Below are 24,955 nucleotides of genomic sequence, written 5' to 3' on the forward strand. Positions count from 1 at the left end.
AGGAACCTTCGATGCCACTATAGAAACTTCCAATCTGACCCACCTAGCGATCGCGTCGCGATTCGCCCAATCTTTGAAGTGAAGACTCACTTTTTAAAGATCTAATGTGTTTTCGTGCCCAAGCCCTGTAATTTTGATGACCTTCTCACCGTAAAATTCCGGTACAAAGTCGCAAAAGATACATTTAGCTCCCTCGCCTCTCCAAACGCTTTTTGGCAGGCTCTGAGGGAGTTTCCCAAAATTCCGTTGCTTCGGGCGTCGTGAAAGCTCGTAGATTTTTTGTACTAACTTCTGATCCGCACGGCCATAGCTACCGCGAGGGAAGTTTGAACTCTTTATAGGTCTTCCTTGCCCGACACCGGCAAATCTCCATGCCTTTCGAGGTCTGTGGATTGACTGGGACCCGATTTTTGCAGATGGTCGGGCCGCCGAGCCCGCAAAAGCGCTGAGGGCGTCGTCCCTAGCGCCCTCGCGGAACCGTCAAATTTGCTGTCAGTGGGTCTTCCAGCTTCTGGACAGAGGCGACTAGGAGCGTCTCAAGGTACTGCTGGAGCTGGCGGCACTGCTCGAGGCTGGGCCGGTAGCCCTGGCTGTCTTTTTCAAACAGCGGCGCGGTGGCCAGAGACGCCAAATCGGGGTGCTGGGCGGACGCCGTGGCGAGGGGCTCTAGGCCCTCCGTCGGCACCAGACCGAGGGGCAAGTTGCCTTCTAGCAGGGACAAAATGCGGTTTTGGCAGGCCTGGGTATTGATGCCCTGGCGCTCCAAAAGCTGCAAGATGCTGCCGACGGAAAAAGACTGCTGGGGCACGACGCGCAGCAGCTCTCGCAGCAGGAAGTAGTCGCTGTACTGCTGACGCATGCCGTTGAGCACCTGGGGATGGAGGGGCACCGCGGCTAGGCCGTAGGCAACGCGGCTGCAGGGCGGGAAGGGCTCGCTGGCGTAGGTGTCCTGGATGATGGTGGCGTTGGGGAGTTTTTGCTGGAGCCAGCGGGCGATCGCCGGAATGGTGGCCGTTCCTCCGGTGCAGACTGCTTGGTTGACCGCCTGCACCGCAATGCCGGTCCGGCTCAGCAGCGCATTTAGCTCCCGGTTGAGGCGCTGAATATAGGGCAAAAACACCAGCTTTTCTAGGTCGCGCCGCAGCACCACCCACTGCTGATTGCCCAGCTCGAAGGTAAAGCGGTCTTGGTGACGCAGGATGAGCTTGAGGTGCTGGGCCACGTCCAGAAGCGCCTGGCCCAGAGAGGAGCCCTTGAGGCGCTGGCTCAGGTGCTGGCGCGCGATGGGGTCCGGATCGCCAGGAATGGGCAGATCAAGATCGTTGAGGTTGAGACTCTCCCAGGGCAGGGGCTCCGTCGCGGGGAAGGTTGACTGCCAATCCCAGTCGGGCAGCAGCGCTAGGGCGCCTTCGGCTGGAGCGTCCGGCGTGTGGGGCTGTCTGGCCCACTCCGGCAGCAGCAGCTGACAGACGATGTCCTGGTCTAGGAGCGTGCCGGCTCCCGGAAAGCTGCGGCAAGTAAAGTCCTGGTGGGCCAGGGGCTGGCCGTTGCTGGGCAGGGTGATCAGGGCCATTTCGGTGGTGGCAGCGCCCGCGTCGATGACCAGGGTCGCGCCCCGCCAGTCGGTGTTGAAGAGGGTGCGTTTTTGGGAGGGAATGCCCGGAATGCTCAGGGCCTGCTCGAGGGTGCCTCGCAGGCCGGACAGGACCGTGGCGATCGCGTCTTCAACGAAGAAAACGCGGGCTGGGTGAGCCACCAAACCCGCCTGGAGAATTGCCTCGCGCACGTTGAAGGCGTAGGTGTCCGAGGCGCTGGCCGAGTCGCCGACGATGATGCCATCGAGGTGGGCGATCGCCGTCTGGAAGCGATCGGGGTCTAGGCCCACCGCCACGCAGCGATCGCCCGGCTGGGTCAGGGTCGCCAGCAGGTCTTGGAGCGATCGCCGCACCCACACCAGCGGCAGCGTCTGCTCACTCGACCATTGCAGCACCGGCTCCCAGGTCGCCGTACTGGCGTAGAAGGGCACCCCCACCGACAGCAGCGGCTTGAGACCCTGGAGCAGGGAGCCCTGAAGCGCCGACTCCCGCAGGGAGGCCAAAGCCGCCGTCGCCACTACCAAGGGACTGGTCAAGGGATTCTGGTGCTCGGGCTGCTGATCCTCTAGAAAGGCGATCGCAGGCAGGCGGAAGCAGGGAGCCGTCACCTCGGGCTCATCTGCGTTGCGCGGCTCATACCAATAAATCGGGTACAGCTCCCCGGTGGGACGATGGAGCAGCACCGCAGACAGCCCCGTCGTTCCGATGTCTAGGCCCAGGTACCACGTGTGCTGGCTTTCGAGATCTGGCGGCGCTGCTGGCACCGGCAGCATCGGCGCTTGAGGCGTCTGGGCCTCAACTAAATTTTTTTTTTCGCTCGAATCTGAGTCGAGCAGGATCGTCTCGTCTTCCCCAAAACCCCCGAAGGCGTCCTCCAGGATAAAGCTCTCTGCTGAATCGAGCTCGGGGACCGGATTTGCCTCACTGGACTCCCCAAACACCGGCGGCAGGTCGCCAAACAGCGTGTCCAGGTTTTCGAGGGTGAGGGCGTTGGCTTCGCTTGCCGTCTCCTCTGGCGCTGCTGCAAAGGTGCCAAACAAATCGCTGCCCAGCAGGCGTGAGGCGGTTGTCGTCTCCTCAGACGGTTCTGGGGGCAGCGGCTCTTCGGCTGCTGGGGCCACCTCGGGAGTCTCTGCACTCTCCCCAAACCCTGTGAATAGGTCTCCCTCTAGAACGCTTGGCGCTTCAGACCCCAAGAAAAGATCCTCATCTAGCAGGGGCTCGGTCGATTCCAGGAGGTCAGCCTCAGAGACTGTCTCAATGCTCTCCGGGACTTCTGGCAGCCCATCATCCGTCGGCACGTCTAGCGTCGGAACTTCTAGGGGAGCAGGCTCTACGAACCCCGTAAACAGATCTTCGAGCACCTCCAGGGACGCTGGTGGCTCTGGAGGCTCCCCGTCGGTTTCTGGGAACGGGTCTAGCAGATCCGGCACCTCGATGGCCATGGGTTCCACATCAATATCTGGTTCTGGAAGCAGCTCTTCTTCGAGGCCCCAGTCCATCAGATCTTCGAGCAGGGGCTCCGAGGGGGCAGGTCCGGGGGCTGCCTTCTCCGGTGGAGCCGGGGGTAGGTCTGCCAGGCTCATGCCGGTCTCATCGAGGTCCAGCAGGCCTGCTTCGAGCTGTGCCTCCCCTTCGAGGGACTCTAGGCTAGAGAGATCTGCATCCAGCTGCAGCAGCACATCCTCGTCGATCTGGATTTCGGGGCTGCGGCCTTCTCGCAGATCAGCTTCGGAGATGAGGAGGTTTTCGGTGGGAGCAGCGGGAATATAGTCTTCTTCGCTGCTCTCAGGGCTGGGAGCGGCGGGGCTGCCTTCCCACGGGGTTTCGTCGATCAGCTCACCCAGGGTGGCCACTGCGTCGATGGCCTCTTCTGGCGGCGTCGCCTCCGCAGCGGGCTCTAGCAGCTCTAAACCGTCAGCGATCGGGGGCGTGGAGGCGCGGGCGGACTGGGACGGCGTCAGTTCTTCGCCAAACAAAAAGGCATCTAGGGTCGGGGAGGCGATCGCCTCTTCCTCGATGGGCGGCGGGCTCGACGGCTCTTCTGGAACCTCGAAGCCCTCAAAAAGGACCTCTTCGACCGAGGACGCGATCGCCGCTCGATCGTCCGTTAGGGCGCTGGCCGCCAAGATTTCGGACTGCTCGGGCAGCGTCACCTCCGGCAGCGTCGACTCGCCGGGGAAGGCGATCGCCTCTGGCGCACTCGTCGGCTCATCCAGAGCCGTCAGCTCAGTCTGGCCAAAGAGGCTCTGATAAAACTCGTCTAGCTCCTCGTACTGGCTCGTCAGGTCCTCGGGCGGCACCTCTTCCGCGGCTGCGGGCGTCTCCGGAACCTGTGGGCTCGCTGGCGCCTCGGGGGCCGCCAACTCCGCCGCAGGCGACGGCGTCTCCTCCCAGTCAAGGGGCTCCGGGGCAAAGGGCTCTTGCAGCTCGCCGCTCAGGCGCTCTAGCAGCTCCAAAGCCGAGTCTAGGTTGACGTCTGTCTCTTCCTCCGGCAGCAGCGGCTCGATCACCGTTGCGTCATCCGCTGGTGCGCTCCAATCCAGCGCATTTTGCTCAAACTCATCCACCTGATACAGCGGCGACTCGAAGGCAGCGGACTCCAGCGGCAAAATCGGCTCGCTCTCGAGGTCAACCGCTTCGATCGCAGCGCTGAGGCCGCCGTCGTCACCAAGGCCCACGGGCTCTGCCACCTCAATCGGAGGGGCGATCGCCTCAGACTCTTCTCCCAGCAGCAAGTTCGCCAGCAGATTTTCTGCGGCCTCCGGTGACATCTGGCCCAGCTCTTGGGTCAGCTCCGTTCCGGGATAGGGGAACCCGACCCCGAGGCCCGCGGGCGGCTCCTCGGTTTCCTCCTCATCCAGCAGGTCGAGCAGGGGCTCATTGGGCGAAAAGGGCTGCTCCGCCTCAGTGCCCAGCGGCCCCAGTAGGCTCCCCACCGACAGCGACGGCGGACCCGATTCCTCTAGGCTGGGCATCTGGAGCGATGCCTGAAAGTACGAGGACGCTTCTTGGCCCAGGCGCTGGGCCAAGTGGTTGATCAAGGCCGTGAACATCACTTCTCCCTGCTGGCCCAGACCGTGCATCCGATCGAGGCCTTGGCTGAGGGAGTCCTGGTAGGCCTGGAGATTGCGCTGAATCGCCTCGAAAACCACGCTGATGGTCGAGTCTAGGCTCATCAGGAGCTGGTCGGACTGGACCTGGAGCGATCGCAGCTGCTCGAGACGCTGGGCCGGCTCGAGAGGCAGGGCTCCCCCTTCGAGGCCCTCGACCGGTAGCCCGCTCCCGTAGCGGAAGGACTGCTGCTCAAGATTGGCAATGGACTGGCTGACCTGCTGCGCCAAGCTCTCCTGTACCCGGCCCATCAAGGACTGCAAGAAATCGTTGATCAGCTGCTGCTGATTGATCTGCTGCTGCGCCAGGGAGTAGGTTTGGCGCTGAGACTCCAGCTGCTGAATGTCGCGCGCCAAGTTATCGCGCTGCTGGCGCAAAATCTCGAGGTCGGTTTGCAGGGTCTGCATCACGCCCGATCGCAGGAGGTTCATTTCCTGCACCATCGACTGCAAGACCTGCTGGGCATCGCCACTCCCAGATATCTCAGGGCGCGGCAGGGGCGCACCTTCCTCCCTCGCAGAGGTGGGGGGCTGATACTGGATATCGTGGGCGAGCAGTTGTTGCTGGGTTCTCGCCAGGTCGGAGGGATCGGCAGCCTGCTGCTGAAGCGCAATGAGGTAGGTGCGGACACGCTCCAAAATGCGACGCTGCTGGGTCGCATCCCCGGACACCACCCAGGGCAGGCGCGGACTGGCTTTGCGGAGTGCGCCGTCAATCTCAGTGATCAGGGCTTGGATCTGGTCCTTCTGAGAAGTCACGGTAGAACCTCTGACGAAAACTTGGGCAGGGCGATCGCGGCCAGATGGAATGCGGCGCTGCGACAGGAGGAGCAATTTTCTTGACGGGCCTGGGTCACCCAGATACTCCACCGAAAGCGGCTTGCTAGGGCCCAGGGCGTCGTGAAAAACGCTGGGGGGTTAGGTTGCTCCCAAAAGGTCACCTGCCATTTGCTTTGAGCTTTAGGAGAGCACCATTGCAAGGAGAGCATAGCAAACGTTGCAGAGGTTTGGCGAAGATGGACAAAACAGGCCCAGGGTGAGGCTTTAGCGAGGTAAGCTTCCTTGCCTTGGCTGGGAGTGACTCAGGGGGCGATCGCCCCAGGACAAAGCCACATTATTTTCCCCGGAAGCAAGACAGCAGAGGACCTCCAGCCCTTGGGAGCACCGATGCACAAAGTGTAAGCGAAGGAAAACGCAAAGTTGCGCTCAGGGGAGGAGCTGTATTGAAAAATTAACCTTCTACAGATCTCTAAAGCGATCGGGCTTCAGGATGCCCTAGCATAGAGACCCAGGGCACAGCGACAGTGCGATAATTGGTGAGCTAAGGCGCATTTTCCTCCGGACTCGCAAGATATAAACCTTGGCGAAAGCGTTTATGGAATTTGCGGGCACAGCTTCCTTCCCTAGAGCTTGCCTTTGCGGCGATCGCCCCTCTGGGTGCAGCATGGCTTGATTTCAGGCTGCCTCGCTGCCCCTCCCCTGCCCCTTGTGTTTTCCGGGTGCCAAACGCTGTACCCTGAATGCACAACCTGTAGCTAGACTATAGAATCTTGCCTTCTTCTTCCCGTCAGCGTATAGCCGATGCCTCCATGGACGACCGCCACAGCCAACGCGACGCACAATCTGGCAGCGTACTCATCCGATCTGCCCCCTTCTTTGAAGGGATTCCCGAGGCAGCCGTAGAGAAGTCGACGGCCCATGTGGTCGTTCGCAACCACCCCGCTAACCAAGTCATCTTGCTAGAAAATGACTGGGGCAGCTCGGTTTATTTCATCCTAGATGGCTGGGTCAAAATTCGGACTTACAACCTCGATGGCAAGGAAGTCACGCTGAACATTTTGGGAAAGGGCGAGATTTTTGGGGAGATGGCGGCGCTCGACGAGGTGCCCCGCTCCACGGACGTGATTACCCTGGCAGCGACCACCATCGGCAACATTCCGGCCCAGGACTTCGTGCAGCTCATCAATACGGAGCCGATCGCCGGTATTCGGCTGGCTCAGCTAATGGGCCGTCGCCTGCGCCAGGTCAACCGCCGCCTGCGCCTGCGCGAATCGGACAGCACGTCGCGGGTGGTTGATATTTTGCTGTTTTTGGCAGATGGCCAGGGCAAAAAAACCTCGGAAGGGGTGAGCATCCCCAACTTGCCCCACCGGGAGCTGAGCAGCCTGAGCGGTCTGGCGCGCGAAACCGTCACCCGCGTCCTGAGCAAGCTGGAGAAGAAGGGCTTGATTTATCGTGAGCGGGATGTGCTGTGTATTCCCGACACCTACGCCATGGAGCGGCTGTTGGTCTAGTCGGTTCGCTGGGATGGGGCCGCTCCGGACCTTGCAAAGCATATTTCCAGAGGAATTCTTCTGTTGGGGCCTCTTCACTGTCAATCGTGAAGAGGCTTCAAAGTCTTTGAACCAAGGCGATCGCCGAAGCAACTATCCAACTATCAAGGATTGCTGCAATGTCGCGGCGGGACTAAAGATGTGCGGTAGCGTGAGAGTAGACAGCCTAAGGCGCTGTCGGGTGCGCCTGGAAGATTTCCCTTCACCCCTTCGGAGCACTCACGACCGGGCAGGTTGCTCGAAACCCCAATCAGTCGCCACAGGAGCAAGCCATGAGCTTCCACAAGATTCTGGTTGCGCTTGATTTCGCCGCTTTTGACACGGCAGTTTTTGAGGAGGCGGTGGCGATCGCCCAGGCAATGCAGGCTCGCCTCATGCTGCTGCACTGTCTGACCCCTGATACCCTGACGCCGCCGCGGATGCCCATTCCGATGGAGGTGGGGCTGCGGCCTTCGCTGATGGACAGCGCCTACGAGGCCTATCAGCACCAAACTCAAGAACGGATGGAGGGCGATCGCCACTTGCTCCAGAGCTACTGCGATCGCGCCCTGCAAGCTGGCATCGCCACCGAGTTTGACCAGCGCATCGGCGACCCTGGCCCCACCATCTGCGAAGCCGCTCGCATGTGGGACGCAGACCTCGTCATCGTGGGCCGCCGGGGTCGCAGCGGCTTGGCTGAGGTCCTGCTGGGCAGCGTCAGCAACTACGTCGTTCACCACGCCCAGCGATCGGTGCTGGTGGTCCAGATGCTCGAGTCCACCCAGGAGACTCCTGCGTCCCAGGCCGCGCCTGGAACTCCCTAGACGCGCTAGAGTAGATTCTGCGATGGCGGCAAATTGAAAGACTAAATGAGCGATTCTCCCGACCCAGTCAACGGTGCAGCCGATCCCCAGCAGTCTCCTGGCGCAGCGTCGCCGGAGGAGCCGACCTACAGCACCTCAGAAGAGTACCTTCGGCTCAAAGCAGCCACCGTTGCGGCCCAGTCGTGGTCAGGAAGTCGCGCCCGCTCTGGCGACCCAGCCCTAGCCCCGCTGCGCCTGGTCGAAACTGCTTTTTTGGCCAGCACGGCCAGCTTGATCTGGCTGGTGAACTATTACTTTCCCCTCGGGCCGCTGCTGCGGATTTTTTTCCCGACGCCCATTGCCCTGGTCTATCTGCGCTGGGGCGGCCGTGCGGCCTGGATGTCAGCGTTGGTGTCGGGGCTGCTGCTGTCGGTGCTGATGGGGCCAACGCGCAGCGTTTTGTTTGTGATGCCCTACGGGCTTTTGGGGGTGCTGCTGGGCTTTTTGTGGCAGCGGGCAGCAACCTGGACCACGGCGATCGCCCTGGGCTCGATTTTGGGCACCTTCGGGATTTTCTTTCGCCTGTGGCTCCTGTCGGTGCTGCTGGGAGACGACTTGTGGATTTATTTGACCACCCAGATCACGAGCCTGCTGGACTGGATCTTGCTGAAGCTGGGGCTACTGCTGCAGCCGAGCCTCTCGCTGGTTCAGAGCGTGGCGGTGGTGGCGATCGTGCTCAATAGCCTGCTGTATTTACTCGTCGTCCACATTGCGGCGTGGTGGCTGCTGGAGCGCTTGGGCAACCCGATCCCGGCCCCGCCCAAGTGGGTGCAGATCCTGCTGGACTATGAAGCGGACTGAGGTGAGGACGCCGCGCGTCTATACCCAGCCCGAACGAGGAGCGCAGTGGCTAAGACGCTTTCAGGGTAAGAGGCCGCTGTTTGCCTGTGTTTTGGGCTTTACGGCGACGGGGCTGGTGCCGGGGATTTCGGCGGCGGGCAAGACGCCGCGCGATCGCGAGCGAACGGCGATCGCCGATGCAGAGTTTCTCCACAGCGGGCCTCAGCCTTCGCCGCGCTACCCGCTGCCGCCCTTGACGGCCGGGGCGTCCCCAGTGCTGATTTCCCGCGCCATCCTCGAGGGCCAGGGAATTCCTTTAGCGCTTTTCCATGCGGGTCTGCCCCTGGCTCCCGCCGTCCCCAGCATTGACCTGGGCGGACAGCCAGCGGCGTGTCTGAGCACCGGTCAGGCCATGCCTCTCGATCAGGCTCAGCGCCTGTGGCAGCAGGGTCTGGAGTGGGGGGAGCGGCTGGCCACCAGGGCCGAGGTTGACTATCTCATCTTGGGAGAGTGCGTCGTGGGGGGCACCTCCACAGCGCTGGCGGTCCTGCTGGGCCTGGGCGTTCAGGCTGCCGACAAGGTCAACAGCAGCCACGTCGTTTGCAATCACGCCCAGAAGCTGGCGCTGGTCCAGGAGGGCTTGGGGCGCTTGCCCCGGGGGCTGCTCCATCCGCTGGCGATCGCGGCGGCGGTGGGCGATCCGATGCAGGTTGTGGTCGCGGCCATGGCGATCGCGGCTAGCCGGCACGGAGGCGTCTTGTTGGCAGGCGGTACCCAAATGCTGGCGGTCTTCGCGCTGGCTCGGGCGATCGCCCAAGCTGAAGCGCTGGCTTGGGAACCCGAGCAAATAGTGGTCGGCACGACTCGCTGGGTCATCGAAGACCCCACCGGGGACACTGTGGGCCTAGCGGCTGAAGTGGGGGACGTGCCGCTGGTGGCCACACCGCTGAGTTTCGCTCAGTCTCGCTATCCACAGCTGCGAGCTTATGAGCAGGGTTTTGTTAAAGAGGGCGTCGGCGCGGGAGGCTGCGCGATCGCCGCTCAGCTGTATCGAGGCTGGTCTCCGGAGCAAATTCTGCAAGCAGTGGACGCGATCGCGCATCGTCATGCCCACCTCAGCAATCCTTCTTCGGAAACCGCACCCGCCTAGTCCAGGCTAGAAACTCGAGGGCAACCCCTCAGAACAAAGCTGAGACAGCTTAAAAAACGCGTTTGGCCAGCAGCTGCTCTTCGAGGGCTGCGATGCGGTTGTAAGCCGCCGTGAGCTGAGCCGTCAGCCGCTGAATCTGAATCTCAGGGGCCAACTTGCGATCGCCCTGGGGCGTCTCCATCGCTGGGTAGCCGCTGTCCACCAAAATGTCTTTGTGCTCCAGACCCATGCGGAGATTGCGCAGCTCAGAGTGGATGTAGGGGTCAATGGGCAGGCTTGTTGCGGGCTCATTGTCAGACTGGACACGGAGGTCCGTCAGCAGCTCCGAAAACTTGCAGCTCAACTGCTCAGTCAAGTGATGGAGCGTATCCACTTTGCCATTGAGGGTGTTGATCTGGTGCTGGAGTGAATCCATGAGGTGTTTTGAGATAGTTTTAAGTCCGCTGAGTCTATCGTAGGGAAGTTTTTTCAAAGGGGCTTTTTACTTATCAATCATTTAACTTTTAGTGAGCCTTCTCCCCAGAGAACATTACATTTCTTGTGGTCAAAAATTGACGCAAACCCTTGCTCAAACCCTCTCTCATTCAAAATCTGTTCACCTAATTTTTAACTGCTAATTTAAATGAAATCTAAATAAAATCTAAAGATATTTTGTAATCAGAATCTCCAGGAGTGCAGCTATTTCTGAACAACCAAAAGCCTGGAACCTTTTCAGGTAGGCGATCGCCAGCGATCTTGATCTATCGATTTCTCTAGGATCCTCACCAATTTTCAACCCCAGGCGCGACTCGCCACACCGGATCGTCCTCGCCACTGATTTTGATTTTTGGGGCGATCGCTGCACCCAGATTTTGGGAGATTTTCCTGGCTTACGCGCTCAAAATCGATGAAGCAAAAGCTCATGCCTAATAGCGTTTACTCAAAAGAACTAAACTACTTTTTGAAGGTTTTGACGAAATTTATTGATTAAAAGTCAATGACCATTTTTTGCCTGTCGATCGCCAGAAAGCCTTGGAGATCAAAGCGATCGGCACAAAGTCAATTTTTTCGATACTTTTTGCAGATGAAATCAACTCCAAAAAAGGGCTTTTGCAGCCTTGCTGAGTCTAAATACTTATTAAGAAATCAGCCCATGGATTCTGAAGCCTTTTCAGCTGCGCGATCGCCCCTTTAGCGCCAAAAGCTTTCGCGTCCCCTAGAGCTGAATCCTCCCCAGGCGCTAGGCTGGATAGGTGGCATTCGGCGCGCTCTCGGCTCGCAATTCCACCCTTTGCTGTTCTTCGGTTTGCCCTGCCAAGACCTATGCTGAGTTTTCGCGACTTTTTTACCGCTTGCGCCGGAACCTGGACCACCGAGCGCACCTACCACTACATGCCCGGTGGCGAAGTCGAGCGATCGTTCACCCAATACGAGGTCGCTCCCCTCACGTGGTCCGACAAAGCCCCAATTCTGGAGAAGGCCCAGCAGGCAGCGTCCGTCTTGGCCAAAGTCCAGGTCAACAGCGCCAAGGCCGAAGCAGGCGGCCAGGAATGGCCGGGCTTCTCCATTGCCTTTGACACGGTGTCCGAAACGGGCGATCGCGTTTCGATGAAGCTGAAGGCGCTGTTTGTCCCCGATGGCGACGTGATCGAGGCGCCCAATCCGGCGGACCTGCCGCCGCTGCCCGTGGCGGCTCAGGTGACCGACAGCAGCGACGCTGAGGCGGGCATTATTCGCGGCTATTACTTGCGGGATGAGGGCTACTCCGAGTCCGGGGCGATCGCGGGCCGGTTTACCTATCAACCGGCGCGGCAAGTCCTCGAAATGACTACCTACTACCGCCGCTCCGTGGCGGTGGACCAAATGCGCTTTGTCGCGCCCAATCTGCGGCTGCGGACCATCGTGACCTACCAGCGCCCCGAGGATCCGGCCCAGCCGCCCACCGAGGTGACCCTGATCGGCTTTGGGGCCGAAAACCGTCAGCCCGCTGACTCCCAGGCGTAGCCTGTCCTCGACTCCCAGGCGATCGCAGCTCGGGCAGCCACTTCTCAAACCCTTTCAGCAACAGTTATGAAGCGTCGGTCTTTTTTGGTTGGGGGAGTCGCCCTGGGGGCCAGTCAGTGGCTCACAGGCTGCGCCCAAAATCCGGTCAGCCTTTCGGTCCGCTCTCTCAAGCGATCGATTCCGGCCCAGCTACCGGGCAAATTTCGCAAGACGCTGCCGCGATCGGCTGCCTTTAGCGTCGAGGCCGAAGCCCAGATTGCGGATATCTTTCGCCTGCTCCAGCGCTGGAAAACCCCCCAAGCTTCGCAGCGGCGGCGCTGGCTCCCGATTCCCGCCTTTGGAGGCAGCGCAGAGCAGCCCGCCCAGGCTAACCTGGTGACCCTGGGAGACGCCTGGCTGCAACCGGCGATCCAGCAGGGGCTAATCCAGCCGCTGCGGCCGGAGACCTGGCAAAACTGGGCCTCGATTCCCGAGGCGTGGCGGCGCATCAGCCAGCGCAACGAGCAGGGGCTGGTGTCGCCCGCCGGTTCGGTGTGGGGCGCGCCCTACCGCTGGGGCACGACGGTGATCGCCTACCGCAAGGACAAGTTCGAGCGCAACGGCCTCCGGCCACCCCAGGACTGGGCGGATCTGTGGCAGCCCGGCCTGCGAGGGCGACTGTCGCTGCTGGACCAAGAGCGAGAGGTGATCGGCCTGGTGCTCAAAAAACTGGGCCAGTCCTACAACGTGGCGGACCCGACGACGGTGACGGGCCTGGTGGAGGAGGCGCGATCGCTCCATCAGCAGGTCAAGTTCTACAACTCCACGGCCTATCTGGAGCCCCTGCTGCTGGGAGATACCTGGGCGGCGGTGGGCTGGTCGACCGATGTGCTGCCCCTGCTGGAGAGCCAGCGCCATCTGGCGGTGGTGGTGCCCCAGTCCGGCACGGCCCTGTGGGCGGATGTGTGGGTCCAGGCCGCAGCGCCTGCCTCGGAGGCGGTACAGGACCTGATGAATGAATGGATTGATTTTTGCTGGAATCCGGCGATCGCTGGCCAATTTTCCCTGGTCAGTCGGGCCGTGTCGCCCATCGTGCCCAGCCTCGATCGATCAACGCTGCCCCAGTCGCTCCAGGACAACTCGATCTTGCTGCCGCCCCCCGAGGTCTTGGAGCGCTGCGAATTTTTGGAGCCGCTGCCGGAGGCTGCGAAGCAGACCTACACCCAGCTCTGGCGATCGCTGCGGACCGCCTAGCCCTAAGGCTGGAAGCCATTGCCTCCGCTGCCGCGCACTGCATCCCGCAGCAGCCCGTCGATAAACACGCCGCAGCGGGCCGGAGCCGCCTGGAAGTTGCAGGTGTAGGACGCCACGACGGCATTGGGGTTGATCGGGTCAAAAACCCGAATGTTGTAGCCAAAGTCTCGGGCCACGGCGCCGAAGTGATTCACGAACTCGTAGCGCTCTAGATAGTCGTACAGGCTCCACAGCTGCCGGTTCACCGCGATGTCAATCCACGGCGACACTCCCGCCATGCCCTCGGGATAGGCCAGCCAGTCGGACACCAGCTTGTTGCTAAACTGCTCCTCGGCCCACCAAAGGCTGGGGGGCGTCAGGGACGTCTGGCAGATCGTGCGCTCTGTGACCACCATGGGTTCTGGCGTGGCCGTTTCGCTGGGGCAGGGCTGTACCTGGGCGATTTCGTCGGCCTGCAGCCGCTCAACATCCAAAGGGAACTGCTCTGCGGGCGGCAGCGCCTGGGCCAGCACCGGTTCCCCCGTCACCCCCAATCCCATTGCGAACCAAAACGCGATCGCCCTCATCGTGATTTACCTGCCGATAGTGTTATAGATTGCTGCTGGTGTGGCAGGACTGTAGAAAGGGGATCCTGGGTTCCCTATCCCCACAGCCGACGCCGCGCCGGTCCCTGGAGGCGATCGTGGGCGTCTCGCAGCAGCTTCGGAATGTCGAGCTGCTCGGGGCACCGGGGCAGGCAGTCGCCGCAGTCCGTGCAGCGATCGCCCCGGCGGCCCGGAAACCAGTGTCCTGCGTTCTCCAGCATCTGGTAGCGATACTGGCCAAAGCGGTCCATGTCGTAGGCGATCGCCAGATTGCGCAGGCGCAGCACCTCCGGAATCGGGATCTCCTCGGGGCAGGGCAGACAAGCAAAGCACTGGCTGCACCGATCGGCCCCCAAGCGCTCTTGCAGCTGGGCTTCGAGGCGATCGCCGATCGCCCCCACGTCCCCAGCCTCCGCCATCGCGCTCAGGGGCCACGCCAGCTCCTCCGGCGACGCTGGCCCCACGCTCAGGGTGGTGATCCGGGGGTCACTGAGCAAAAAGCGGTAGCCAAAGGCCAAGGGCGACAGCGGCGCACACAGCGCTTCGAGGGCCGGTGGCGGCGTGTAGAGCTGGCCCCCTTTGTCCGCCGGAGAAATGATAAATACCCCCATATCCTGGGCTGCCGCCGCCGCGATCGCCGCCGCGTTGCGCTGGAAAAAGTAGTTGTAGTGCAGGCTGACAAAGGAAAACTGCTCCGTGGCGATCGCTGCCAAAATCAGCTCCAGCGGTCCATGGGTCGAAAACCCCACATGGCCCACGCGCCCCGCCGCGATCGCCGCCCGCACCGCCGCCATACAGCCCTCGGAATCGGTCACCCAGGCCAGGTGCTCCGGCGTATTCAGGCCGTGGATGGCCAAGCAGTCGATGTAGTCCAGCCCGAGGCGCTCCAGCGAGACTGCGATCGCCCGCTCCATGGTCGCCCTCTCAGGCGTTGGTGAAACTTTCGTCGTGACGTAGAGCTGCGATCGCGCCTCCGGCCTCTGGGCCAAGGCTGCTCCCAGATAGCGCTCGCTCTCGCCGTAGCCCTGGGCCGTCTCTAGGTGATTCACCCCCGCTGCGATCGCTGCTCCCACGGTCTCCGCCGCCACCTCCGGCGACGCCAAGCAGCGCATCGTCCCCAAAGACAGCACCGACAGCCGCAAATTCGTCTTGCCAAAGCGGCGGTAGCGCATGGCCCTTTCCCTTTTCTTTCCTAATCCAGCTCCCGAGGCGATCGCCCCTAGGCCAGCCTCCACCGCAGGATTCTACTGCGCTTCGCCGCTGCTCGAGCGGCCCCGCTCACTAAAATCTTCTGGCCGCAGATTCGACAGAAACTCGCGAAACGCTCGCCGCTCCGCCTCGTCCGCGTCCTGATCCACCGGAATCGACGCGTCCGCAATCACCTCTTCCATCACCCAAATCGGGCTGCCCGTTCGCAGCGCCAAGGCGATCGCATCGCTCGGGCGCGCATCGATCTCCTTCTTGGCCTCCCCTTGGCGCACTGTCAAAATCGCGTAAAACGTATTGTCCTTGAGAGAGTGAATAATCACCCGCTCCAGCGTCATATCCCACTCCTCAAGAATATTCACCATGAGGTCGTGGGTCAGCGGCCGCGGCGGCACCTGGTCTTCTAGCGCACTGATAATGGCCCGTGCCTGATCCTGCCCCACGTAGATTGGCAGAGCACGCCGGTCATCGGAGTCCCTCAGCAGCACAATCGGGCTACGAGTAACCGCATCGAGCGCTATACCGGCAACTTTCATTTCAATCATTGGCTTGGCCTCTCAGATCCTTGAAGCAAAGGAGATGCAGTCCCCCAAAATGAGTCAAACCTCAATGGCCCTCAGAAACGATAGGGACACTGGGTATCAGAAGTCAGTCCAAGGTGCAAACGTAGCGTCAGAAGAATAATTTAAAGTTAAATAACAGAACCCTAAGGGAGCCTAGGCCTCTATACGTTGCGTCAAAGTCAGGTTACTTGAACTCAAGTATGCCCCGATTCGTGCTCTGATCCTAAAGGGTTTCCTAGCAAATTCACTGAAAAATATACTTTGCTCAGGTCCGCCTAGACTGCGCCTTTGGACTACCTTACAGACCCCTTTGGCAGGTCTACCCCAATCTTACAAATCTTCGGAAAAGCCGTGTTTACCGGACTGATTCAATCCCTCGGAACCTATCAGCACATCGGCGAAGACGCCCTAAAAATTTCGTGTGCGCCAGAAACTGCTGATCTGATTTTGCAAGATTTGGCCATCGGCGATAGTGTCGCTGTGGATGGGGCCTGCTTGACGGTTGAGACGATTTTGTCCCAGGGGTTTGTGGCGTCGATTTCGCCGGAGACGATCCAGCGCACGACCTTTGGGGCACCGGCGGAGGAGCGCTGGGTCAACCTAGAAACGTCGCTGCGGGTGGGCAGCAAGCTGGGCGGCCACTTTGTGACGGGGCACGTGGATGGGCTGGGCCAGCTGGAGGCGGCGGTCCAGACGGCGCGATCGTGGGAGCTGAGCTTCAGGACGCACAGCTCGGCGATCGCCTGCTACGTCCTGCCCAAGGGCAGCATTGCGGTCAACGGGGTCAGCCTGACCATTGCGGAGTGCGATCGCGCCGGTAGCTGGTTCAAGGTAGCGGTGATTCCCCACACCTACGCCGAAACCAACTTACGGTATTTGACCCCCGGGAGCTGGGTCAATTTGGAGGGAGACATCCTGGGGAAATACGTAGAGAAATTCTTGCGATCGCGCTTTAGCGGCGAGGATGCCTCAGAGGGCGATCGCCCAGAGGCTCCGTGGGCTGACCTGACTCCCGAGTTTTTGGCAGAGCACGGCTATCTCTAGAAACCTGTCTAGCGAACGTTTCAGCCCGTCAAGGTGTCGTCTCTAGTAGCGGTAGAGCTGGGCGATCGCGAGCTGGGCTCAGCCCCTTCGCTCTGCCCAAGGGCGTAATTTATCTGTCTACGTAAATCTCTCCAGGCGAGAGAGTGTATATTTTCAATAAAGATTCAGTGTAACTACTATTCACGGCGAAGATAGATATGTGAGTATTGCCTCTACAACAAAATCTTCCTGAGACGCCTCAAGCCCTTTTATTCCTGTAGGCGATCGCCCATTGAGATCGCCGATTTGTGTGTTTCCTGCATCGAAGTTTTGACCTGTTTCTAGGCTACAGTGGTTGCCCCCTAGCGCTAGTCTCCTAGAACTCTACAGCAGCACTCAGTCCGTCTGGAGTTCCCCAAGCAAGTGCTGTACCGGTTTAGGCATTGACGACTCGGCTTGTCGCAGCAGAAGGGTGTTTCTAGCAAAGCTCAAGGCCAGCGCAGCAGCTTCAGGCTGCGGGTTTTGGGTCTGGGCTTTGAGTGGCTCGGGGCTGCGACCGTTTTTCGTAGAGGTCACAGGCCACTCTTGCTGATTCTGATTGGCAATGTGAAAGAGCGGCTGAGTGGCCGACTTCGTCCGTATTTTGCCGGACGCATCCAACTTTTAAAATTACAAGGCAATTTTTCGTGAAAACGTTTTATCGCTGTTGTAGATCTGGATGCGCCAAGATCCGTTGGCATCGATGATTGGTGGGGATTCGAGATATGACGCTAATTCGGGACATTGCGCGTGGAGCCATGGCGACGGGATACCTGAGCCTAGAGGCTGAAAATCAGCTCCGACGCCTGCTGAAGGCGCACTATGAGCTAGAAGACTTTAATGCATTTATGGCGCTGCAATCTGCGGTGATGGTGGGACAGGTCCGTCAGGAGTCCCGAGAGCGGCAGGGTGCACAACTGGTTCAGGCTTCTTAGAACTGCCCGTCAAAGCTGAGACGGGCGATCGCCCCCTAGGATGGCTATCAGGGACTCTTCGCGGGAAGGGTCCCTGACGCGTTTTAAAGCTTTTTCAAAGCGTTCTGTTGGGCGCTTTTTCGAGACGGCTGTCCCTACCAGACCTGCATAAAAAAATAGGGGTGGTGGCGACGATCGCCACCACCCCTAACCACACTTTCAGTGGAGTTCAGCCAGGTTAGAGCTGGTCAAGCTGATTTTTCAGCGCCTCTAGCTCAGCATCCACATACCGTTGATTATCCTTCGGCGGGGTCGCAGAAGATCCAGCCGCTGGCAGTTGAGCAGCCGCTTCCGGCTCCCCGGTGAGCTGGCGCTTGAGGGAGGCGAGCTCATCATCGACATCGCTCGAGGCCTCGAGGGCCGCAAACTTGCCTTCGAGGTCAGAGGAGGCGATTTCAGCGGCGGCCTGAGAGCGCGCTTCCATTTGCAGCACCTTTTCCTCCATGCGCTCGAAGGCGGCCATGGAGCTGTTGGTGTTGAGGGAGTTGATGGTGCTCTGGAGGCGCTCGTTGGCCTTGGCCGCGCTGGCGCGAGCCTTGAGCATGTCTTTCTTGGTCTTGGCCTCAGAAATCTTGCTCTCTAGGGCAATCAGGCTGCGCTTGAGAGAGTCCACCTGGGTAGCCTGCGTGTCAAGCTGAGTCTTGAGGGTGGTCGCAGTTTCGGTGTGGGTTTTCCTGCGCACGAGGGCTTCGCGCGCCAGGTTCTCATCGCCCTTTTGCAGAGCTAGCTGTGCCCGCTGCTGCCAGTTGTTGGCTTCGGTCTGGGCCTGGTTGTGTTGCTGTTGAGTCCGCTTTTGACTGGCGATCGCACTGGCCACGGCCTGACGGAGCTGCATCAGGTCTTCCTGCATGTCAATGATGGACTGCTCCAGCATCTTCTCCGGGTCTTCTGCCTTGCTCACCATGTCGTTGAGGTTGGCTCGAAACACGCGGCTAACTCGATCGAATAGTCCCATGACTCTGTTCTTCCTTAACTGGCGTTGTTGATATTCTCCCTAGGCCGCTGGCGTAGAAAAGCCCAAACTTCGCGGTCTGAGTTTCTGCGCGATTGACTAGTGACCCGTGACGCCCAGGGTGTGAGGATGATCCTGCTTGGTCCCGCGAGTTCCGCGGCCCTTTGCTCAATTCTACTGACCCATTCAGAGTGGCGTCACTCTCAACAGGGTTTCTTTCACATCAGCGGGGTTCAAGACAGACCAATTTGGCAAAAGTCTGCTCTCCTTCGAGGAGCTTACCCTCGGGTCCGCTCTTTTCACGCTAGCGTCTGTATCCAAATTCAGAGAGGTGAGGGCACATTCCGCAGAGCTCGCGACGTTGAGACGTTCTAAGACCCTTCGATTTGCGATCGCAGGTCTTCGAGTTCCCGGTCTACAGCGGCCTTGGTGCTCTCGGAGGCGGCGGGCAAAGAGGCGCCGCTGCCCTGACCCGACAGCATCTGCTTTTTGAGCGCTTGTAGCTCGTCCTCTACCGGAGTGCTGCTCTCGAGGGCCGCAAAGCGCTTGTCCACATCATCGGTGCCTAGCTCTGCGATCGCCTCGGAGCGGGCCTCTAGCTGTAAGACTTTTTCCTCCATCCGCTCAAAGGCCGCCATGGAGCCAGCGGTATTGGTGCGATCGAGCATCGAGTTGAGGCGCTCTGAGGCCTTGGCCGATCGCGCCCGGGCAATGTACAGATCTTTCTTGGTTTTCGCCTCAGAGATTTTGCTCTCTAGGGCCAGCATGTCCTTTTTGAGCTTGTCGATGACGCCTATCTGCTGGCCGAGCTGGGCCTGGAGGGAGTCCGCCGTCTGCTTGTAGGTTTGGCGCCGCGTCAGGGCCTCGCGGGCCAGGTTGTCGTCGCCCTGCTGTAGGGCGAGCTGGGCGCGGCGGTACCATTCGTCGGCGGTGGCGTTGGCCTGGGACTGCTGGCGCTCGGTGCGCTTTTGGGTGGCGATCGCCTGGGCCACCGCCTGCCGCAAGTGAATCAGATCCTCCTGCATGTCCGAGACGATCTGCTCCAGCATCTTCTCTGGATCTTCGGCTTGATTCACTAGGCTGTTGAGATTGGCGCGAATCACGCGCATGACCCGGTCAAAGAGTCCCATACTGGAGTCTCTCCTTGCGTCGAACAATCAAGCGTTAGCAGGCGGTCAGCCGTCTAATTTCATCTGCTGAGGCCCAAAATTGGGCACGCTAATGAAACTCAGACTTTAGTCTTATCGTACCGTACCGACCTACCATGCCCCTCTGTCCCAGGGGTATCACTAGGGCTGGTACACCTCAGCGGAGAGTCCCTGCTGCTGCAAGCGCTCTGCGAGCTCCTCGGCCCCAGCCGCATCGGTAAAGGCTCCGTACTGAATCTGGGCGCCGCTGTCGAAGTTGCGAACGTAGGCGCTGGGTACTGCGCCTTGGGCCTCTTCGAGGCTGCGATCGCCGCTGTAGTTACCGACCACGTAGTAGTAGTCGGTATCGGGGGCCGTGGGCGCTGCGGCCACCTCAGCGGGCGGCTCGGGCGGCGCAGGCTCAGCGGCCTGAGGCTCGACACTCGGCGGCTCGGGGGCCTGGGGCGGAGCGGGGGGCTGGTAGGCAGGGGCCTGGGGCACCGACACCACGGGCGGCGGATTGTAGGCGGCGGGGGGCTGGGCCGGTGCGGGCTGGACTGGCGCAGGCTGAACCGGCGCTGGCGCCACAGCGGGAGTTCGAGGCCGGATGCCCACCGCCGAGGCCAAAGAAGACAGCACGCCCGATCCGGTAGCGGGCCGCGAGGGCGATCGCCCAGCAGCCGGAGTCGTGGCCGTCTGGGGCGGCGTCAGGGCAGACGGCACTGGCACCGTCGAGCCTGCGGCTGGCGCAGTAGGCTTGCCTTTGGTGTCTAGGGTGCTCAGGCTGCCCAGCTGAAGATCGACAAATTCTTGGGACGCCAAGTTGGGCGACTGGGGCAGGCTCTTGGGATCGACGGTCTCGGGCTGGGTCTCGGCCGTCGAGGTGGCTGGAGCCGATCGCCGCGCCAAAATCGACGGATTGACAATCACGACCCCAAAGCTGACGCAAGCTAGAAGAAACAGCACCATGGAGCCGATGCCCAGGGGCGTCATCACCTTGGCGGCCCACGAGGCATCAGCGGGCGAGAGTTCTGTCTGGTCCTCCAGGCTACGGAGCAGCTCTTCTGAGGACTCCAGGTAGTCATCCAGCGGTGCTGCCACCGACGGGTCCACCAGCTGACCCCCCGCTGCGGGGGGCTCGGGAGCGGCCTGGGCTTGGGGCTCTTCGGTGGGCAGGGCCACTAGGGCACCGCCCGTGAAAGTTTGGGCTTCGGCCTCGGTCCCCAGACCGGGCGTCAGCGGCAAGACGACGGTCGACACATCGGGGGAGGCTTCGGCTGCTGGGGCCGGCTGCTGCGGCTGAGTCCGGCCGCCCACGGCCTTGATGTTGATCAGATCTAGGGATTTACGGGCAGGCGATCGCGGCACAGTCCGGCGAGGCGCCGAGGGCTTACCAGCGCGCGATCGCCGGTAGCGAGTCAGCTCTTCCTCAAGCTGCACATCCAGCCCCTGCAATGCCTGCTGAAGAGCAGGCTTGAGCGCTGACCCTTGGGCCGCGCGCGGGGGAGACTCCATCGTGGGGAATTGACTCATTGCCGTGCTCCTACCCATTGTGTCTAGTCAATCTACAGAAATATTTGACAAATCTTTGGCTTAAATCTTACACAGGTTGTCGCCGTTGCCAGGCAAAGCATACGTTTTGCAACAGGCAAAGATCAAAAGCGGCGATCGCGGGCACCCTAGCGCTGACGAAAATTGATATTACCGGCTGTCCTCAGCTCGATTGCTTGACGGCGGCCAATAACGCTTAATGGGTTCAACAATGCATTGGAGGCGCGAATTTGTCCATGGGTTTTGATCAGATTCACAACCTTTTGACCCATCTCGAAACGCGATCGCGCTGGCACCAGCGACAGCAGTACCAGCAAGCGGTGACCGCGTGGGCCGCGATCGTCGGCCCAGTGGTGGCGGCCCAAACCCGGCCAGTCACCATCTACCGAAATGTCTTGCAAGTCGCGACCTCCAGCGCCAGCTGGGCACAAACCCTCGTCTTCGAGCGAAAGCGCATCCTCAAAAAGCTCAACGACCAGATCGAGACGCCCCTAGACGATATCCGCTTCTCGACGGCCCAGTGGCGCGCCGCCAGAGCTGCCGCGCGCAGAGACAGCACCAGCGTGACGTCGACCCTCTGGCAGGGGCACCCCAGCCGCCTTCCCCAGCCGCTCCAGCCCGCCAGTCCGCCCGCAGACTCACCCCAAGCTGCCTATGAAAACTGGGCCGCCTCGATTCAGGCGCGATCGCGGCACCTGCCCCTGTGCCCCCGCTGCCAGTGCCCAGCACCCCCGGGCGAGCTTGAGCGCTGGTCGATGTGCGCCACCTGCGCCGCCAAGGAGTGGTAGACCGAGCGATCGCTTCTAGCATTGACGCTATGCGCTTTAGGAATATCGTTTTGCCTTATCAATAACCCTCAAACAGGACACAAATCTCTCAATCCTGAAAATCTGTTCAATTATTTTTTGGTTGATCCCCGCTAATTTTTAAGCCAAATCACCCGCTTTGGTAGCGATAGAAAGATCTTTTTTTAAAGTCCTATATGTCCCTTTTTAACAAGATTCTAAAGACAAAGTGAAGCGGGAATTGCGCTTGGGGATCGCTAGAATCTAGGCTTCATCATATCTTGAAAGCTCTTTTAAGGGATTTTGTCCTCTTTGACAAGGCTCGATGATAGGCAATAGATAAGCTTTTTCAGACGCCTATGCGAACCTTTAACACGCTAGCTACGGCCTGCCGTCACTGTCGGTATTACACCCCAGAAGGGCGTCGAGGGGGTCAATGCGGCCCGCTCGGGGTACCGGTACAAGGGCAATGGAAGGCCTGCTCATTGGCGATGCCCCCCTTTGCGCCCTCTTGGGAACGGATTGAGGAAGTGGTCCACTGGCATCAGGCGCTGCTTGAGCCCCAGCTAGCGATCGCGATGCAGCCTCTGTTAGAGAAATTTGCCCGCGAAGATGACACTCTCGCCACGCCTTTAGGAGGCCGAGAAAGCGCCTCTGATTCTCTAGCAGTTTGCTAGGCATTATTGCTTAGAAATTCAGCTCCAGAACATCTTTAAAAGCAACTCAAATTTTAGACGTGACTCTATCTCAGACACGTCTTTCTTTTTGCCTAAAATTGGCTGTAAAAAGTTATTTTTTTGGATTAAAACTCAATAAATCTGACACAAAAGTTTCTACGAATTTGAGGCGATTGAGCCCTTTGAGTCAGGGTGAGTTTGCTTTGTAGGTCCTAGGGGTTAAGCATTATCTGAGGCTCGCTAGAGCCATAAAAAACGAGCGATCGCCCCTTACAGAGGCGATCGCTCATGAATAATTTCGCCATTGGCCCTAGGGCAGCCAGGGATATTGCCGGAAGTCAGGCGATCGCTTGTCGAGAAATGCCTGTTTGCCCTCGGAGCCTTCCTCCGTCATGTAGTAGAGCATGGTTGCGTTGCCGGCCAGCTCCTGGAGACCCGCCTGCCCATCGCAGTCCGCATTGAAGGCAGACTTGAGGCAGCGAATCGCGATCGGGCTTTTTTCCAGGACTTCCTGAGCCCAGCGAATTCCCTCCGCTTCCAGGTCCGCCACGGGCACCACGCAGTTGACAAGGCCCATCTCCAGGGCTTGCTGAGCGTCGTACTGGCGGCAGAGATACCAGATTTCCCGGGCTTTCTTTTGGCCTACGATGCGCGCCAGGTAACTGGCCCCAAAGCCACCGTCGAAGCTGCCCACCTTGGGGCCAGTCTGACCAAAGATCGCGTTGTCTGCGGCGATCGTGAGGTCACAGAGCAGGTGCAAAACGTGGCCGCCCCCAATGGCATAGCCAGCAACTAGGGCGATCACGACCTTGGGAATAGAGCGAATGAGGCGCTGGAGATCCAGCACATTCAGACGGGGCACCCCTTCGTCGTCGAGGTAGCCCGCTTCGCCCCGCACACTCTGGTCTCCGCCGGAGCAAAAGGCGTACTTGCCGTCGGTGTGAGGCCCAGCGCCCGTCAGGAGGATCACGCCGATGCGACTGTCTTCGCGGGCGTTGACAAAGGCGTCGTAGAGCTCAAAGACCGTTTTGGGCCGGAAGGCGTTGCGCTTGTGCGGACGGTTGATGGTGATTTTGGCGATGCCGTCTGCCTTGTGATACAGAATGTCTTCGTAGGTTTTGACCGGGTGCCAGTCGATTTGCATACTTTCGGGGCGATCGCACATTTCAACAGCCCAGAAATCCTGGCGCGACGGCGGGCCGAGGCCTCGGTCTGGGCACAGGCATTTTAGCGCATTGGGGCGATCGCCGCGTGGCAGCCCCCAAACACGAACCCCCAGACTGAGATCCAGACCTGGGGGTCACTCTGCCACGATCTGACGGCTTTACAGCATCCCGAATCGTGCAAAAAATAATGAGCTCTAAAGCGCGATCGCCCTAGTCTAGGAAGCCCATCAGCTCGCGCGGATCGTCAATCTCGTTCGAGGCGATGGGGCGCGCATTGGGCAGGGGGCTGTCTTCCTGGAGGGGAAGCCGGCGAGCCTGCACAGGGCGGTTGCCGTAGAAGTGATCCTCGAGCAGCTGCAAGCCGCTGGCCACAATGGGACGGTGCTCCGGCAGGCTGGAGGTATCGATAATCACTAGACCCGCAGATTCTACGGGACGGCTGTAGAAGTAGGAAGAGGTGCTGAGCTGAATCGCGCCGGACTCAGACTTTTTGGTATCGGATTTGTTGGAGAGAGTCATCGCTTTTTCGGCCTTAGGTGCTTCGGGCTTGGAAGGGGTGGACACTTTGGAAGAGGCAGCCTTGGGAGCCTCAGCTTCGCGCGCTGGAGCTTTGGGCGTTTCCGGCTTGGGGGCCGGGGCCTTAGCCACTTCAGCTTTGGGCGCCGGGGCTTTGGGAGCCTCCGATTTGGCAGGCTCGGCCTTGGGAGCCTCAGGCTTGGGCGTCTCCGCTTTGGGCGGTGCCGCAGGCGCAGGCTTTTCCGATGCTTTCGCTTCGGCGGCCTTTATGGGCGCGGGGGTGGCCTCCTCTTTGACAGCGCGGCCTTCAACATCAATGGTGGGGGTTTCAGCAGGCGGCTTGGGAGCCGAGCTGCGAGCCCGCCGACCATTGCTTGGGCCGGTTGACGAGGAGGAATTAGAACTAGAGCTCATGAACGAAGACCTTAAAACGTCCGTATCGCTATTTCTAAAAGGGGAATCTTACAGAATTTCGTGCAAAACCCATCAAGGTGTCGGTGAGTTAGCAGCTAGCAATAAGGGCTAGCAATGCTTTACAGACTTTTATTGTTCCTGAAAAGGCAATTCAAGTCTGAGGTTTGCCGGTTATTTGAACTTTATCAGCAAAGAGTTGGGCCCCCAACTCTAAGACGAAAGATATAAAACAGGCAGGGTCTATCTTTTTGCCTTGAGATCCGATCGCCACAACCAAAGCTCGCGGGAATGGCTCCAAAGCTATTGCGTTTTTGTAGGCTAAGACCTCAAACCTTAAGCAAATATTATA

20 protein-coding genes are annotated in these 24,955 nt (G+C 60.0%); 10 read left to right on the plus strand and 10 right to left on the minus strand.

Annotated elements, in window-relative coordinates:
• Positions 1–460: 460 nt before the first annotated feature.
• Positions 461–5,467 carry a hypothetical protein gene (locus GEI7407_RS19270; RefSeq protein WP_015170601.1) on the minus strand — a complete coding sequence of 1,669 codons (5,007 nt, stop codon included), beginning with the start codon at positions 5,465–5,467 and terminating at the stop codon, positions 461–463.
• Positions 5,468–6,297: 830 nt separating this feature from the next.
• On the opposite strand from GEI7407_RS19270, the gene GEI7407_RS02770 reads away from it, so the two are divergent.
• From GEI7407_RS02770 to cobT, 4 genes are all read left to right on the plus strand, one after another.
• The gene (locus GEI7407_RS02770) at positions 6,298–7,002 is read left to right on the plus strand and encodes a Crp/Fnr family transcriptional regulator (RefSeq protein ID WP_015170603.1); all 705 of its coding nucleotides are present in this window, start codon (positions 6,298–6,300) and stop codon (positions 7,000–7,002) included.
• 311 nt (positions 7,003–7,313) lie between these two features.
• Positions 7,314–7,844 carry a universal stress protein gene (locus tag GEI7407_RS02775; protein WP_015170604.1) on the plus strand — a complete coding sequence of 177 codons (531 nt, stop codon included), beginning with the start codon at positions 7,314–7,316 and terminating at the stop codon, positions 7,842–7,844.
• 45 nt (positions 7,845–7,889) lie between these two features.
• A complete protein-coding gene (locus tag GEI7407_RS02780) occupies positions 7,890–8,684 on the plus strand; it encodes a DUF2232 domain-containing protein (RefSeq protein WP_015170605.1) in 795 nt (264 codons plus the stop codon).
• Positions 8,671–9,813 (plus strand): nicotinate mononucleotide-dependent phosphoribosyltransferase CobT, encoded by a 1,143-nt coding sequence (cobT, locus tag GEI7407_RS02785; protein ID WP_015170606.1) that lies wholly within the window; start codon positions 8,671–8,673, stop codon positions 9,811–9,813. The genes GEI7407_RS02780 and cobT overlap by 14 nt, the downstream gene beginning before the upstream one ends.
• 49 nt (positions 9,814–9,862) lie before the next feature.
• Here cobT and GEI7407_RS02790 read toward each other — a convergent pair whose 3' ends face one another.
• Positions 9,863–10,228, minus strand: a complete 366-nt coding sequence (locus GEI7407_RS02790) for a hypothetical protein (RefSeq protein WP_015170607.1) — start codon at positions 10,226–10,228, stop codon at positions 9,863–9,865.
• Between the two features lie 887 nt (positions 10,229–11,115).
• Between GEI7407_RS02790 and GEI7407_RS02795 the strand changes: the two genes are divergently transcribed.
• Both GEI7407_RS02795 and GEI7407_RS02800 read left to right on the plus strand, forming a co-directional pair.
• Positions 11,116–11,796, plus strand: a complete 681-nt coding sequence (locus GEI7407_RS02795) for a phycobiliprotein lyase (protein WP_015170608.1) — start codon at positions 11,116–11,118, stop codon at positions 11,794–11,796.
• A 66-nt stretch (positions 11,797–11,862) separates the two neighbouring features.
• Positions 11,863–13,029 carry an extracellular solute-binding protein gene (locus GEI7407_RS02800; RefSeq protein WP_015170609.1) on the plus strand — a complete coding sequence of 389 codons (1,167 nt, stop codon included), beginning with the start codon at positions 11,863–11,865 and terminating at the stop codon, positions 13,027–13,029.
• 2 nt (positions 13,030–13,031) lie between these two features.
• Here the strand turns inward: GEI7407_RS02800 and GEI7407_RS02805 are convergent, their stop codons facing one another.
• The 3 genes from GEI7407_RS02805 to GEI7407_RS02815 all read right to left on the minus strand — a co-directional run bounded on the left by GEI7407_RS02805 (position 13,032) and on the right by GEI7407_RS02815 (position 15,364).
• Positions 13,032–13,595 carry a hypothetical protein gene (locus tag GEI7407_RS02805; protein WP_015170610.1) on the minus strand — a complete coding sequence of 188 codons (564 nt, stop codon included), beginning with the start codon at positions 13,593–13,595 and terminating at the stop codon, positions 13,032–13,034.
• Positions 13,596–13,669: 74 nt separating this feature from the next.
• Entirely contained in the window at positions 13,670–14,785 is a 1,116-nt protein-coding gene (locus GEI7407_RS02810; protein ID WP_015170611.1) for an aldo/keto reductase, read from the minus strand.
• Between the two features lie 72 nt (positions 14,786–14,857).
• Complete coding sequence (locus tag GEI7407_RS02815) at positions 14,858–15,364, minus strand: bifunctional nuclease family protein (protein WP_015170612.1); 507 nt, start codon at positions 15,362–15,364, stop codon at positions 14,858–14,860.
• 369 nt (positions 15,365–15,733) lie between these two features.
• On the opposite strand from GEI7407_RS02815, the gene ribE reads away from it, so the two are divergent.
• A complete protein-coding gene (ribE, locus tag GEI7407_RS02820) occupies positions 15,734–16,426 on the plus strand; it encodes a riboflavin synthase (protein ID WP_015170613.1) in 693 nt (230 codons plus the stop codon).
• A 743-nt stretch (positions 16,427–17,169) separates the two neighbouring features.
• Positions 17,170–17,379 (plus strand): hypothetical protein, encoded by a 210-nt coding sequence (locus GEI7407_RS02830; protein WP_015170614.1) that lies wholly within the window; start codon positions 17,170–17,172, stop codon positions 17,377–17,379.
• A gap of 217 nt (positions 17,380–17,596) precedes the next feature.
• On the opposite strand, the gene GEI7407_RS02835 is transcribed toward GEI7407_RS02830, so the two are convergent.
• From GEI7407_RS02835 to GEI7407_RS02845, 3 genes are all read right to left on the minus strand, one after another.
• Positions 17,597–18,373, minus strand: a complete 777-nt coding sequence (locus tag GEI7407_RS02835; protein WP_015170615.1) for a PspA/IM30 family protein — start codon at positions 18,371–18,373, stop codon at positions 17,597–17,599.
• Between the two features lie 368 nt (positions 18,374–18,741).
• A complete protein-coding gene (locus GEI7407_RS02840) occupies positions 18,742–19,500 on the minus strand; it encodes a PspA/IM30 family protein (protein WP_015170616.1) in 759 nt (252 codons plus the stop codon).
• A gap of 159 nt (positions 19,501–19,659) precedes the next feature.
• A complete protein-coding gene (locus GEI7407_RS02845; protein ID WP_015170617.1) occupies positions 19,660–21,030 on the minus strand; it encodes a hypothetical protein in 1,371 nt (456 codons plus the stop codon).
• Positions 21,031–21,284: 254 nt separating this feature from the next.
• Between GEI7407_RS02845 and GEI7407_RS02850 the strand changes: the two genes are divergently transcribed.
• Together GEI7407_RS02850 and GEI7407_RS21955 are read left to right on the plus strand one after the other, a co-directional pair.
• Positions 21,285–21,836, plus strand: a complete 552-nt coding sequence (locus tag GEI7407_RS02850) for a DUF721 domain-containing protein (RefSeq protein WP_015170618.1) — start codon at positions 21,285–21,287, stop codon at positions 21,834–21,836.
• A 356-nt stretch (positions 21,837–22,192) separates the two neighbouring features.
• Positions 22,193–22,510: a hypothetical protein gene (locus tag GEI7407_RS21955; RefSeq protein WP_071880800.1), complete on the plus strand. Its 318-nt coding sequence runs from the start codon at positions 22,193–22,195 to the stop codon at positions 22,508–22,510.
• Positions 22,511–22,820: 310 nt separating this feature from the next.
• On the opposite strand, the gene menB is transcribed toward GEI7407_RS21955, so the two are convergent.
• Both menB and GEI7407_RS19275 read right to left on the minus strand, forming a co-directional pair.
• Positions 22,821–23,654 (minus strand): 1,4-dihydroxy-2-naphthoyl-CoA synthase, encoded by an 834-nt coding sequence (menB, locus tag GEI7407_RS02860; protein ID WP_015170619.1) that lies wholly within the window; start codon positions 23,652–23,654, stop codon positions 22,821–22,823.
• A 232-nt stretch (positions 23,655–23,886) separates the two neighbouring features.
• The gene (locus GEI7407_RS19275; RefSeq protein WP_015170620.1) at positions 23,887–24,606 is read right to left on the minus strand and encodes a hypothetical protein; all 720 of its coding nucleotides are present in this window, start codon (positions 24,604–24,606) and stop codon (positions 23,887–23,889) included.
• Positions 24,607–24,955 lie beyond the last annotated feature (349 nt).

The sequence above is a fragment of the Geitlerinema sp. PCC 7407 genome (assembly GCF_000317045.1).
Lineage (GTDB): Bacteria > Cyanobacteriota > Cyanobacteriia > PCC-7407 > PCC-7407 > PCC-7407.